Here is a 12,675-nt window from a genome sequence, read left to right on the forward strand (position 1 = left end):
ATGCAGAATGGGCGCCGTGGCGACTGACTTGGTGATCGAGGAACGGCCGGTGGACGATCCGGAGCTGGCGCGGTTGCTGGCCGCCGCGTTCGAGGAACTCGTCGGCCGGTACGGCGCTGAAGGTCGCTCGCAGGTGAAGGACGGTGCCCGGTATCTCGTCGTACTCGATGACGACACCGCGGTCGGTTGCGGCGCCGTACAGGCTTTTGACGCGGACGGCGAGCACGCGGGTGATGGCGAGCTGAAGCGGATGTACGTCGTACCGGCTGCTCGTGGGCGTGGTTTCGCGCGGGTGCTGTTGACCTGCCTCGAGCATGTGGCCCGGGAGGCCGGCCATCCCGCGCTGCGGTTGTCGACCGGGGAGTTGCAGCCGGAGGCGATCGCGCTTTACGAGTCGAGTGGCTACCAGCGAACTGCGCCTTGGGGTAAGTACGTCGACCAGCCGCTGACCACTTGCTACGCAAAATCGCTGTAACCGGAATGGGCTGACGCCCGGGGTGGTTGGCGACGGTATGACTGTTGAGATCGGCGTCATCCTGCCCACATCCACGCCTGACCCGAGCCGACCGATCCTGGGGGACGTGCGGGACAGCGCCCGGTACGCCGAGGAGCTGGGACTGGACTCGGTGTGGAGCACGGATCATCTGATCGCGAGTGCGCCGATGCTGGACAGTTCGACGGTGCTGGCGACCGCTGCCGCCGTCACCGAGCGGATCACGATCGGGTTCAACGTGATGCTGCTGGCGCTGCGGCCGGTGGCGTGGGCGGCGAAGCAGGTGGGCACCTTGCAGTTGCTGTCAGGTGATCGGCTGGTGCTCGGGGTCGGGACCGGGAACCCTGCGCATGGCGACGCCGGGTGGCGGGCCGCCGGGGTTGAGTTCGCCGACCGCGGCCGGTTGACCGACGAGGCGCTCGCCGTACTGCCCGACCTGATCGCCGGACGGGTTGCGACGCTTGCTGACGGCAACGAGGTGACGCTGGCACCGGGCGCCGTCGTACCGCCGATTTTCGTTGCAGGCAACGGCCCGCGCGCTTTCCGTCGAGCAGCCCAGTACGGCGACGGCTGGGCGACGATCGCGCAGTCACCTGACGAGGTTCGCACCAGCCTCGACACCATCAACAAACTCGCCGCCGAATACGGCCGCCCGCCGCTCCGAGCAACCGTCGTGGCTCCGCAGCCCGACACTCCGCTCGCGGCGTACGAAGCGGCCGGCGTACAGCGCGTGATCCTTGCACCCACGGGTGACTGGCGCCACGACTACGAACAGGCCGCCGCCCTCAAGTCGTGAGCCGGTAATTCAGGTCGCCGGACCAATGGACAACAGCCGGTCCTCGAGCAGCGGGCCGATCTGCTCGATGGTGGCGCCGAGATCGAACCAGGACTGTTGACGGGCAGTCTCCGGATCATCCATACCGGTGAAGGCAAGGCAGAACGTGCCGAGCAACAGATCGCGACCACCGGTCGGCGCCTTCACCGAGAGCGCGAACTGGACGGCGAGCGCCGCCTTCAGCATCTGCATCTTGTTGGGTTCATCCGGCAGCGGTCTGGCGCTGGTGAGGAACTTCGGCTCGCCGGTGAACTTGAGCCACTCGAGCGTGGCGCCCGCGACCTGATCAGTCAGCGTCTTCTCGATCAGGTCGCGCACCGCGCGGCCCGGATCGTCACCCAGCCAACCCAGCCAGTGGTCGGGTGAGGTGAGCGCACTGAGCTCATCCCGGGGCGAGCTGTGCTTGGGGTTGGCGCGGTGCTCGCCGGTGAGCTTCCCGGCATCATCGACCTTCCAGCCGGCGCGGATCGCCTCCGGCGGCACGTAGCCCATCGGGTCGTCGACCCAGTCCGCGTCGATCTCGTACACCCAGCCGCCCGGGTTCGCAGCAGCCTCGGCGACAAGCCCGGGCGGAGGCTTGAGGCGGCGCTTGAAGAGATTCACCCGGTCAATTCTGCTCCGCCCGTCAAGCAGCGCACCGGTAGTGTGCTCGCATGGCGAATGGGCGGCGGAGCAATGCCGAGCGGACCGCGACGACTCGGGGCGAGATCCTGTCGGCCGCCATCGACGCCTTCGGCACGAGAGGCTTTCACAAAGCGTCGCTGCAGGAGATCGCTGCCGCGGCCGGCGTCACCCCGGCCGGTCTGCTGCACCACTTCGGCAGCAAGAACCAACTGCTGACCGAACTGCTCGCACACCGCGACAGCTCCGAGATCGCCGAGGTCAACGACCCCGAGCGGCCCTACGGCACCGACTTCCTCGATCACCTAGCCATCACCGCGGAGCGCAACAGCCAGCGCCGCGGCGTCACCCAGCTGTACGCCGTCCTCTCCGCAGAAGGCGTCACCGAAGACCACCCGGCCCAGGACTACTTCCGCGCCCGGTACGACGGCCTCCGCCGGATGATCGCCGACGAGATTCGCACGGCGCAGACGGCCGGCGACCTACCGACCGGCCCAGACCCTGTGCGCGTCGCGACACTGGTCATCGCGGCGATGGACGGCCTACAGGTCCAGTGGCTGTACGACCCGGAGGCAGTAGACATGGGCGGGCTCATCCGCGACCTCATCACGGCCCTCACCCGCCCATAACCCCTCGCCCCGGCTCCAGCCAGCAAACGCAAAGCCCCTACGGGTGGGCGGCCCAGAACGACTCGAGCTCGTCGTTCAGCGGCTTGCCCGCCTGCATGGGCAGCGAGTGCGTCGTCTTCGGCCACACTTTGACCCGCACATCCGGGATCAGCTTCGCCTTGTCGGCCGCGCCGCCGCCCGCCAGCGACTTGTCGCTGGCCAAGGCCACGTAGACCGGCATCGGCAACGCCTTCAGCTCGGCGTCGGTCAACGGCTTCGGCGTGGGCAGGCTTCCCGCCGAGTAGTGCTCGGCACCCGCCGCGATCATCCGGGCCACCGGGTCGTTCGGATCGACCTCCTCGTCCTCGATCCCGCCGATCTTGTTCAGCGCGTGGTCACGCCACGACTTCGGGATCCCCGGAAGGGAGGCGAGCGCGGTCCAGCCGAAGGCCCAGGCCGGGATCGTTCCCAGCGTCATGATCGGCTCCAGCACGGTGAGGCTGGCGAGACGTTCGGGATATCGCACGGCCACGGCTGTCGCGAGCCCGCCGCCTTGCGAGTGCCCGACCAGGTGCACCTTGTCGAGCTTCAGCGCGGTCAGCGCCTCGTCGACCCAGCGCGTGTTGTCGTCCATGTCGCGTAACGGGATCGTCTGCTGCGACAGCCCGCTGTCGCCGATCGCGTCGAACGCGTACACCGTGCGATGCGCGGCGAAGTCGGGCAGGTTGACGCCCCACATCGGCACTCCGCTGGACCGACCGGGCAGCAGCACGACCGGGACGTCGTCGACCGCGTTGTCGTTGACCCAGATGTAGGTGCGCACCGTCCCGAACGTCGTCGTGACGTCGCGCGTGGCCGTGGGCGCGGGCATCGTCTTCATCGCCGCGTCGTAGGCCGAGACATAGGCCGCACGTCCCTCAGGAGTGCGGAAGTGCCCGAGCGTGGGTCCGCTCATGAACAACATCGCCACCAATCCGCTCGTGGACAGCACCGCGACGACGACCAGCAGAACGATGGGCCGACGACGCCGCTTCTTCGTTTCGGCCGGCGCGTCCTTCGTCTCGGCCGGCGAACTGTCCGTGGTCATGTTTGTCATCCCGTCGACGATTTCTTTGCAATATGGTCATACTGCATCAGGTGACAGTATGACCATACCGGATAGACTCACACCATGCCCAAGATCGTCGATCACGAGCTGCGCCGATCCGAGATCGTCCGCGCGCTGTGGCAAGTGATCGCCCTGCACGGCATCGAAGGGGTCAGCCTGCGCGTGGTCGCGCAGGCCGCGGGCGTGTCGATCGGCCGGATCCAGCACTACTTCGACAGCCGGGAGGCCCTCGTGCTGGCCGGTATCGACCGGCTTGTCGCGCATGCCGTCGCCGCATACGACGACACGGTGGACGCCCCGGCGCGTGACCGGCTGCTGCACGTGCTGGTCCAGCAGGTGCCGCGCACCGAGGCGGGGCGGATCGGGGTGGCGGTCTGGTACGCGTACCTCGCCTCCGCGATCACCGATCCCCGGATCCGCGAGGTCCTCGCCGAGGCGCTGCGCGTCGGCGAGGCCGAGTGCGCGGCACACGTACGGGCGATGCGCGGCATCAGCGAGGCGGACGCCGTTGTCGCCGCGCGACGGTTGCTCGCCCTCTCCGACGGCCTCACCCTGCGGGTGCTGGTGGGCGGGCTCGACGCCGACCACGCGATCGCCGCCCTGCATGCCGAAGTGGACGCCATCCGATAGTCAATTCGCATCCATACCGGTCGTTCATCACTCCCCACGGAGCAGGGACGGAGCAGACGAGACGTCAGGTGGCGTTCCTTGGGGCATACATGATCACGGCGACTCCGACGAGACACACTGCTGCGCCGAGGATGTCCCATCGGTCGGGGCGGAACCCGTCGACGAGCATTCCCCAGGCCAGAGAGCCCGCGACGAAGATGCCGCCGTACGCCGCCAGGATCCGTCCGAAGTTCGGATCGGGCTGGAAGGTCGCGACGAATCCGTAGGCGCCGAGGGCAAGGATTCCGCCGGCGATCCACCACAGGCCCTTGTGCTCGCGCCAGCCTTGCCAGACCAGCCAGGCGCCGCCGATCTCGGCGACGGCGGCCACGATGAACAGCGCAATGGACTTGGCGATCGTCATGGGTCAGAACGTACCCACCGGCTCGACGCCGTCGTTGACGATCGTCATGTCAGCCGGCCATGGGCGCGCCGAGGCCGACCGCCGCGGTGATGCGGGCGGCCAAAGCATCCAGTACGGCGACGTGCGCGGCCGGAACGGTCACTGTCATCTCCATAACGTCGCCCGCGGGGATGAAGTCGAAGCCGAAGAACGAGCAGCAGCTACTCTCCCGGCCGGCCAGATCCCGCGCCGCTGCCTCCGCGTCGGCAGCGAGAGTCAGCCGCAGCGTGGTGGCATCGACACGCTCAGCACCCTGGACGTAGGCGTTGAACAGGTCGTCGAACTCGGCGACCCGGATCGGCTGTTCGACAGTCGGCAGCGTGCAGGAAGCCGGAACCCAGTCCAGGCCCGCAGTATTGGCGTCTGAGGTGCACATACATAGACGGTAAACCTGTACCCCAGTACGGATGCAAGCCTCGAACTCAGTGCCTTGTTCAACCACTCTGGGGGCGAGTGCGAGGCCGATGAGTGAACCGACTTGCTCCGCTGGTGTACTGACGTGCGACCGTGAGTCTTCCCCGTGTCGGAGGTAGTAGTCGTGACGAGCTATAACGCGCTTGCCGAGGTGTACGAGTGGCTCATCTCGGATGCAAAGCTGGCGCCGGCCGAGTTCGCTGCGTCGTTCGACGATGTCCTCAGTCTCCTACCGCCGAACGCTCACGTCCTCGATTGTTCGTGCGGAACCGGACAGTTGGCGGTCGGCCTCGACGGTCGCGGCATGCAGGTGGTCGCAACTGACGCCAGCGAAGCGATGGTTCGTCGGACTGCGGAGTTGGCTGAGGAGTTCGGGGCAGCTGTCCGGACAGTGCGGGCGGACTGGCAAAAGTTGCCCGACCATTTCGAGGACGACACCTTCGACATGGTGTTCTGCGTTGGCAACTCGCTGCACCATGCCGCGGGCGCGACAGGCAGGGTTGCTGCTCTGGAGTCGATGTCACGCCTTCTGCGCCGTGGCGGACGCTTGGTACTCACCTCCCGCACCTGGGAACTCGTGAGGGCCAGAGGTTCCCGGCTCGACATCAGTGACCGACTCATCCGCCGGAACGGGCGCGATGCCGTCGTGATCTACCGCTGGGAGATTGCGTCACAGTGGGAGGAGGAGCACCACATCGAGATTGCGATCGCGCAAGTTGATGCGGCTGGGTCGGTTCTTGTCCGCTCAGAACTGCTGTCCTGCTGGCCCTACCGGTACGACGAACTCGTAGCCGAGTTGCAGCAGGTCGGACTCCGGACGGAGAGGAGCACCTACAACCCTGAGGCCGAGAACTACATGGTGGTGGCGAGCAAGGCATAGACAACGGGTGCACGAGACTGCAACGCAACTTTCGCTGGGGCGGCCGCATCAAGCTGAGTGAGGATCTACTGCAGGCATGGTGCCGGCAACCTGGGGGCAGGTCACGAGAGGTTGCGAAATGCACTGTACGCAAAGGCTTTTCCTTCGATGTTCCGTAATGCTGAGCGCGGCGTCGCTGTTGAGCGTCGGCTTGCTGCCCGGAGCCGCCGACGCTGTGACAACCACCGCCGATGCCAGCTCCGGCGTGTGCGGGCTGGACCTGGGGTCGGTGACGGCCGGAGGTGATCATCGGTCGCAACGCATCACGGCCGGCTCGCCACCGACAAGGACGAACAACCGGATTGTCGTGCCCAAGCTGTACGACGAGCCGGTGCGGCTCAGCACTTCGATGTTCGCCTCCCTCCTGTCGGGCGACCCCTTGATCGAGGGGCATGTGATCATCGGCCCGACCCTGGCCCGGAGCGACTACGCGTTCTCCAGCGACGGCACACTCGATACGGCCTCGATCCGCCTCACGCCGATCGCCGGCGGACACGAAGACACCGTCGCGTTCGAGGAGTCCCGCTATCGAGAGGGGACCGCCCCGCGAACGACAAGCTACGGGCTACGGAGCGACGGCATCCTGGTCAGGCAGAACAACGTCATCGGAAATCAGTGGGAGACGACCGGCCTGGCTCCGGGGTTCGGGCTGGTGAAGGCAATGGTGTTGATCAGCAAGACCCGGACCTACGACACGTTCCTCGCGAACACGCGAGGCGGCACGCTGCTCACGATTCACATCCCGACAACGTCGCCGATGAAACCAGTGGCCAAACGGGTACGCGCCAGTACCTGGCAGGGCTTCGAATTCCTGATCGCGCAGAAGTGCGGCAACCAGGGCACCCTGCTGCTCGGCATCGACAAGGACACCCAATCGGCCTTTCTGTACGCCGTCGGTCACGCCAACGGCACCACCACGGTCATCCACGGCCTCGGCAGGGTTCCCGGCGCGTTCAACGACCCGACCTACTTCCGCTTCACCCCGCTCGTCGACCCACTTGTAGGCGAGTAGGAGCGGCAGTGGTGGCCGGTTCAGACCCGGCCACCACGCACGCCGGATCGGTTTGATGAGGCACTAGCGCTGTACTGCGTGCACTACGGCATCGCAGCGGGCTCGCAACTCGTCGGATGGCCGCGCGGTAGGAGCGACCTCGGTCAGGAAGTCGTAGATAGCGGATGCCTCGGTTGCCAGGATGCCGGCCTCTTCGTCGGCGCCGCAGCGTCGGCACGAAGCCAGTTGGCACCAACGGAGTTCTGGCTGTGCGGACCAGGCGGAGGTCTCGGCCATCCGGGCCCGGAGCTCGGTCGGCGTCAGGCCCTTGTCAGGGTTCCCGTGCCGAGATCGGATCAGACACTCGGCGAGCAGGATCCGACTGTCCGCGGCTGCCAGGAGTGTGGTTTCACCGTCGGAATACCCGCCGAGGCCCGGTCCAATGTCGTAGTCGAAGGTCTCCGATTCGAGCAGCGCCCGCATGGCGTCTCGTCGTCCGCCCGCCAGTTCGGCGCCGTGCAGGGCCCAGAGCGAAGTTCTCGCCGCGTCAAGGGCCATGCGCTGGTACGACGGTTGCGGATAGGCCATCGTGATCGCCGCGCGGCAGCCGGCGATGTCGCCGAACGCCCGCTCGAGGGCGCGGTCAGTCGGGTCGGCATGCACGAGCTGGAAGAGGTACTTCTCCGCCTTGTTGGCCAGACGTAGACAGCGTGCGATGTCGAGCCTCCGACGCGAGCCGGAGCTCACGACCGCCCACGCCGCCCAGAACTGTTGTACTAACCCACCGAGCTTGTCGCGCCGCATTACTTCAACCTAGGAGCCCCGGCCTCCCCTGAACCTCCGGTGACCGGTTGCTGACTCAACCCTTGCCACGGCCCACCAAGGCAAGCATGACTTCTGCTACGTCGCTGCCCAGCGCCAGCGCTCGCTCCGATAATCGCCTGTGACATCGCTTTCGATGGTCCTACAGTGCCGTGATGGACCCCATCGCCGCGCCACCCGTTGATCTGGACTGCCACGATCTCCCGGACGCTGCGAGTCTTCAGCCCGGTCGAAGAACCCGGATCCGTACCTGGCCAGGTTCGGAGTACCCCTTCCTGACCGGGCCACTCCGCGTCGAAGGTGTAAGCCCGGGCGACACTCTCGCCTTCCACCTCCACGCCCTTGAACTGGATCCCGTCGGTCATTACGGCTTCGCAGGCACGACCAAACCCTGGGAGCCCTGGGGTGGTGTCCTTCGCGAGTCCGCCACCGAGGAATACGCCGGCCGCGCAGAACTCAGCGGTGACCAGGCCATCCTCGACGGCCAACATGTCGTACCGGTTGTCCCGATGCTCGGCTGGCTCGGCCTGGTCAGGCCCGAACTGATCGCCGACCCCTGGGACCACGGCGGCAACCTCGACACCAAGGAGTTCGCCCCGGGATCAACCCTCTATCTCTACGACGAAATCGGATCGGGCCGGTTCGTCGTCGGCGACGCGCACGCCGCGATGGGCGATGGTGAAATCAGCGGCCAGGGCGTTGAGATTGGCTCCTGGTGCGACCTTACCGTCGAGGTGATCCCGAACACCCGCCCGCACCGTCCTCTCGTCCGCACCACCGATGCGACCGTTCACCTGTGCAGCCGCTTCAACGAGAAAGAGGCCTACACCCAAGCCATCTCCGATGCCGTCCACCACCTCGGATTCACGCAACAACTCGGCTTCGAGCGAGCCAACGCTCTGCTCGGCTTGATCGGCGACCTGCGCGTGTCGAGCGTCGTCTCCCACTCGCCTACCTACAAGCTCCTCGTCCCGTCGAGCTGGCTAGGCCCGATCGAAGACCTCCTCACCGTCGAGAAGCCACTGCTGCCCTACTCCCCTAGATGATGGTCCCCCGGCCCCGTAGGGAATCAGCCGGAATCGCGCGGAGGCATCAGTTCTTCATCGAGCGCCGCCGTGCCCTGCGGCCCTTCGGGGAGATGCGGCCAGCGTCCGGGGAGGAGTGCAACGAGTTCGAGCAGCACCCCTGTTGACTGCACCACGTCAAGATCAATGACCAGGCTGGATGCCTGGTCTGGTGGAACGACGTGGTGTGGTCGAGGACATGCGGCAGGCGTTGGCCGACGGGCGGCGATCTGTCCCGGCGGTGGGAACGGTGGTCAAGGGCGAGACGTCCGACCTGCCGTTCGTGGTCGTGGGCGGCGACGGCGGGCGATTGGAGCCGGTCGTCGCGTACTTGCGGGATCTGAGGCTCGGCGACGCGAGCCCGTTGACGTGCCGCAGCTATGGGTTTGACCTGTTGCGGTGGCACCGGCTGTTGTGTTTTTGCGGATCGAGTGGGACCGGGCGACCGAGGCTGACGTCGCGACCCTGGTGGCGTGGTTGCGGGTGGCCCGCAATTTTGGCTTGGTGAGGTTGAAGGCATTGACCTGACCCTGGCCTTCCTCCGGCAGAAACGAGAGGAGACCAAACGGCTGGCCCGCATCACACCGGTCGAGCTCGGCATCCCGATCGTCGCAGCGCGGCGATGACATGAGCTCCCGTCGGATCGTTCCCAGCGCGGACCGAGCTGGGAACGATCCGGCCGACCCAGATCTGGCGGGACGCGCTCATCGCGGCATGAGAGTGTGTTCTCCGTATGTGTTCGCGACGGGATGTTCCTCAGTGGACGCGTTGGAAGGTGTCGGCGTTGGTCATGGCGGCATGCGCCCATGGCAGCTCCATCAGTCGCGGGGGCTGCCCCGGTTCTGGCGACTTGATGGCGGAGTCGGCCACCACGTGCCAGAGGGTTTCCAGTCGTTCCCCGCGGAGCAGGCCGGTGAATGAGGCGATCGTGTCACCGGTCGGCCCGGAACGGCTGAACGCGAAGTGTACGCAGTTTCCCCGGTGTATGCCGGTGATCTCGGCCTCGTGCCCGGCGAACGTGCTGTCTCCCAGTGCGGTGCGGAAGGTGCCCCGGATCCGCTGACCGGACTCGTCGGTGATGGTCAGCGTCGAGCCGTACTGGTTGCGCCACCGCCCGCTCCACTTCCCCCAGGATGCGACGTCGGTTTCAGTGCTGGTGCCGGATGTCGAATCAGTCATGGTCACCATGCTCGCCTCTGGACATTGACCGGCGTGAGTGGCTGTATCGACACTGTTGAGGATTATCCTGCCACCATGCGGACAGATGTTCTCCACCGTGTGGTCGCCGTGGTGATTCCACCGCACTCCCCGTTCGAACTCGGCTGCGTGGCAGAGGTGTTCGGAATCGAGCACCCCGGCGTGCCCGACCACTATCGTTTCGATGTTTGCGCGGAGACACCCGGAGTCCTCCCGACCAAAGTGGGCTACGGGATGCTCATCGAACGCGGCCTGGATCTCCTCGACACCGCCGACTCCGTGTTCGTCACCGGCTGGCCGGACCGTGCGGCCCACCCGTCATCGCGGCTGGCCGAGGCCCTCGTCGCCGCGCACACGCGCGGTGCTCGCATTGTCGGCATCTGCTCGGGCGCCTTCGCGCTGGCCGCGGTCGGGCTGCTCGATGGCAGGGCCGCGACTACCCACTGGCGGATGGCGGACGAACTCACGGCCCGCTATCCCAGTGTGCTGGTCCAGCCACATGCCCTGTACGTCGACCATGGTGACGTCGCCACCAGCGCGGGCACCGGCGCCGCGATCGACCTCGCACTTGCCCTGGTCCGCCGTGACTTCGGTGCCGCCCATGCCGCTGACATTGCCCGGCATATGGTGCTGCCACCACATCGCGAGGGTGGGCAACACCAGTACCATCAGGTGGCACCTCATCGGGATACCCCTGAACAGGGCACGCTCGCCCGGATTCTGGACTGGGCCGGGCAGAACCTGCACCGTCCGATCAGTATCGACGAACTGGCCGCACAGGGGGCGGTCTCGCCCCGCACGTTGGCCCGCCTTTTCGACCGCCACCTCGGTACCACCCCCGGGAAGTGGTTGCTGCGCCGCAGGATCGAGCAAGCCCGCGTCCTGCTGGAGCGCACCGATACGCCCGTGGCGGCCATCGCCACGGCGACCGGGTTCGGCGACCCCTCGAACTTTCGACGCCGGTTCACCGACGAGGTGGGCACCACGCCCACTAACTACCGGCACACCTTCACCCAACCCGCCTGCGAACAGTTCTAGCTGTAGACCCCGGCACAGCACCACGCCGCACAAAACGAACACCTGCTACTCGGGCAGAAGAGGGCGTTGAGTTGACCGCTGTGTCCGTACGGCGGCCGCTCTGCTCGCGGTCACCGCCCTCCTCCCCGCCGCTCCCCCGGCCCAGGCCGCGACCTCGTCCCAGGTGTGGCTGACCACGGCCGACGGCTCCACGCTGCTCGCCCGGCAGGCCGATGTCACCTTCGGCTCCGCGACGAGTGGGACGACCATCGACGTCAACCCAGGAACGACGTACCAGACCATGGACGGTTTCGGTGCCGCGTTCACCGACTCGTCGACCTGGTTGACCTGGAACAAGCAGAGCAGCAGTCAGCGCGATGCCTTGCTGACCAAGCTGTTCGACCGCACGAACGGCATCGGGCTCAGCCTGATGCGGCTCCCGATCGGCGCGAGCGACTTCACAGCGAACAGCGCCGACTACACCTTCGACGACACCTGCTGCGACCTGAACGACTTCTCGATCAACCACGACAAGGCGTTCACGATCCCGGTCCTCAAGGCGGCCAAGGCCAAGAACTCGTCGCTCGAACTCATGGCCAGCCCGTGGACGCCGCCGGCCTGGATGAAGACCAACAACTCCTTGTACGGCGGCAGTCTGCGCACCGATCGGCAGTCGGTCTTCGCGGACTACTACGTGAAGTATCTGCAGGCCTACGCGGCCGAAGGGTTGCCGATCTACTCGCTGGCGATCCAGAACGAGCCGCACAACGAGGCGGCGTACGAGTCGATGCGGATGGAACCGGCTCAGCAGGCCGACGTGATCAAGAACCAGCTCGGTCCGAAGCTCGCGGCCAACGGCCTGTCGCCCAAACTCGTTGCCTGGGACCACAACTGGAACGAGGCGAACTACGCGACGACCGTTCTCAACGATGCGGGTGCGAAGCAGTACTTGGCCGGTTCGGCGTTCCACTGCTACGCCGGTGACGTGAGCGCACAGACCGCCGTACACAATGCGCATCCGGACAAGGACATCTGGTTCACGGAGTGCGCCGGTGGCGACTGGGCGCCGAACTTCGGCGACAACCTGAAGTGGAACCTGCAGAACCTGATCATCGGCGGGACCCGGAACTGGGCCAAGGGCGTCCTGTTCTGGAACCTCGCCCTCGACCAGAACCACGGCCCCACGAACGGCGGCTGCACGGACTGCCGCGGTGTGGTCACGATCAACTCCGGTACCGGCAACGTCAGTTATAACGTCGAGTACTACGCCCTCGGGCACGCGAGCAAGTTCGTCGTACCTGGTGCACGCCGAATCAGCTCGACCACCGTCGCCGGCAGTGTCGAGACCGTTGCCTTCCGCAACCCCGACAACTCGGTCGCCCTGATCGCACTCAACCCGTCCAGCTCGGCCAAGACGTTCACCGTCCGCTACAACGGCCAGTCCTTCAACTACACGCTGCCCGCCGGAGCGGTCACCACCTTCAAGTGGGCCGGCTGAAGCAGGCACAATGACC

At 66.3% G+C, this 12,675-nt stretch carries 16 protein-coding genes; 9 read left to right on the plus strand and 7 right to left on the minus strand.

Annotated elements, in window-relative coordinates; genetic code table 11:
- Positions 1-16: 16 nt before the first annotated feature.
- Positions 17-475 (plus strand): GNAT family N-acetyltransferase, encoded by a 459-nt coding sequence (locus tag ACFVWG_RS10935; protein ID WP_391543015.1) that lies wholly within the window; start codon positions 17-19, stop codon positions 473-475.
- 37 nt (positions 476-512) lie between these two features.
- The gene (locus ACFVWG_RS10940) at positions 513-1,289 is read left to right on the plus strand and encodes an LLM class flavin-dependent oxidoreductase (RefSeq protein ID WP_391543016.1); all 777 of its coding nucleotides are present in this window, start codon (positions 513-515) and stop codon (positions 1,287-1,289) included.
- Between the two features lie 9 nt (positions 1,290-1,298).
- Here ACFVWG_RS10940 and ACFVWG_RS10945 read toward each other — a convergent pair whose 3' ends face one another.
- Positions 1,299-1,931, minus strand: a complete 633-nt coding sequence (locus tag ACFVWG_RS10945; protein ID WP_391543017.1) for a hypothetical protein — start codon at positions 1,929-1,931, stop codon at positions 1,299-1,301.
- A 50-nt stretch (positions 1,932-1,981) separates the two neighbouring features.
- On the opposite strand from ACFVWG_RS10945, the gene ACFVWG_RS10950 reads away from it, so the two are divergent.
- Positions 1,982-2,578, plus strand: a complete 597-nt coding sequence (locus ACFVWG_RS10950) for a TetR/AcrR family transcriptional regulator (RefSeq protein WP_391543018.1) — start codon at positions 1,982-1,984, stop codon at positions 2,576-2,578.
- A 37-nt stretch (positions 2,579-2,615) separates the two neighbouring features.
- Here ACFVWG_RS10950 and ACFVWG_RS10955 read toward each other — a convergent pair whose 3' ends face one another.
- Complete coding sequence (locus ACFVWG_RS10955; protein WP_391543019.1) at positions 2,616-3,644, minus strand: alpha/beta fold hydrolase; 1,029 nt, start codon at positions 3,642-3,644, stop codon at positions 2,616-2,618.
- A gap of 84 nt (positions 3,645-3,728) precedes the next feature.
- Here ACFVWG_RS10955 and ACFVWG_RS10960 point away from each other — a divergent pair, with 84 nt between their 5' ends.
- The gene (locus ACFVWG_RS10960; protein ID WP_391543020.1) at positions 3,729-4,295 is read left to right on the plus strand and encodes a TetR/AcrR family transcriptional regulator; all 567 of its coding nucleotides are present in this window, start codon (positions 3,729-3,731) and stop codon (positions 4,293-4,295) included.
- 64 nt (positions 4,296-4,359) lie between these two features.
- Here the strand turns inward: ACFVWG_RS10960 and ACFVWG_RS10965 are convergent, their stop codons facing one another.
- Positions 4,360-4,698 (minus strand): YnfA family protein, encoded by a 339-nt coding sequence (locus ACFVWG_RS10965; RefSeq protein ID WP_391543021.1) that lies wholly within the window; start codon positions 4,696-4,698, stop codon positions 4,360-4,362.
- A gap of 49 nt (positions 4,699-4,747) precedes the next feature.
- On the minus strand, positions 4,748-5,113 hold the full coding sequence (locus ACFVWG_RS10970; protein ID WP_391543022.1) for a hypothetical protein: 366 nt from the start codon (positions 5,111-5,113) through the stop codon (positions 4,748-4,750).
- 162 nt (positions 5,114-5,275) lie between these two features.
- Between ACFVWG_RS10970 and ACFVWG_RS10975 the strand changes: the two genes are divergently transcribed.
- A complete protein-coding gene (locus ACFVWG_RS10975; RefSeq protein WP_391543023.1) occupies positions 5,276-6,031 on the plus strand; it encodes a class I SAM-dependent methyltransferase in 756 nt (251 codons plus the stop codon).
- A gap of 76 nt (positions 6,032-6,107) precedes the next feature.
- Complete coding sequence (locus tag ACFVWG_RS10980; RefSeq protein ID WP_391543024.1) at positions 6,108-7,082, plus strand: hypothetical protein; 975 nt, start codon at positions 6,108-6,110, stop codon at positions 7,080-7,082.
- A gap of 63 nt (positions 7,083-7,145) precedes the next feature.
- On the opposite strand, the gene ACFVWG_RS10985 is transcribed toward ACFVWG_RS10980, so the two are convergent.
- Positions 7,146-7,865 carry a hypothetical protein gene (locus tag ACFVWG_RS10985; protein ID WP_391543025.1) on the minus strand — a complete coding sequence of 240 codons (720 nt, stop codon included), beginning with the start codon at positions 7,863-7,865 and terminating at the stop codon, positions 7,146-7,148.
- A gap of 173 nt (positions 7,866-8,038) precedes the next feature.
- Here ACFVWG_RS10985 and ACFVWG_RS10990 point away from each other — a divergent pair, with 173 nt between their 5' ends.
- Positions 8,039-8,929 (plus strand): acetamidase/formamidase family protein, encoded by an 891-nt coding sequence (locus tag ACFVWG_RS10990; protein WP_391543026.1) that lies wholly within the window; start codon positions 8,039-8,041, stop codon positions 8,927-8,929.
- 23 nt (positions 8,930-8,952) lie between these two features.
- Here ACFVWG_RS10990 and ACFVWG_RS10995 read toward each other — a convergent pair whose 3' ends face one another.
- Together ACFVWG_RS10995 and ACFVWG_RS11000 are read right to left on the minus strand one after the other, a co-directional pair.
- Positions 8,953-9,081 carry a hypothetical protein gene (locus ACFVWG_RS10995; RefSeq protein WP_391543027.1) on the minus strand — a complete coding sequence of 43 codons (129 nt, stop codon included), beginning with the start codon at positions 9,079-9,081 and terminating at the stop codon, positions 8,953-8,955.
- Between the two features lie 622 nt (positions 9,082-9,703).
- Positions 9,704-10,126 (minus strand): avidin/streptavidin family protein, encoded by a 423-nt coding sequence (locus tag ACFVWG_RS11000; protein ID WP_391543028.1) that lies wholly within the window; start codon positions 10,124-10,126, stop codon positions 9,704-9,706.
- 99 nt (positions 10,127-10,225) lie between these two features.
- Here ACFVWG_RS11000 and ACFVWG_RS11005 point away from each other — a divergent pair, with 99 nt between their 5' ends.
- Together ACFVWG_RS11005 and ACFVWG_RS11010 are read left to right on the plus strand one after the other, a co-directional pair.
- Entirely contained in the window at positions 10,226-11,182 is a 957-nt protein-coding gene (locus tag ACFVWG_RS11005; protein ID WP_391543029.1) for a GlxA family transcriptional regulator, read from the plus strand.
- Between the two features lie 163 nt (positions 11,183-11,345).
- Positions 11,346-12,659: a glycoside hydrolase family 30 beta sandwich domain-containing protein gene (locus ACFVWG_RS11010; RefSeq protein WP_391543030.1), complete on the plus strand. Its 1,314-nt coding sequence runs from the start codon at positions 11,346-11,348 to the stop codon at positions 12,657-12,659.
- Positions 12,660-12,675 lie beyond the last annotated feature (16 nt).

The organism is Kribbella sp. NPDC058245 (genome assembly GCF_042882005.1).
Classification (GTDB): domain Bacteria; phylum Actinomycetota; class Actinomycetes; order Propionibacteriales; family Kribbellaceae; genus Kribbella.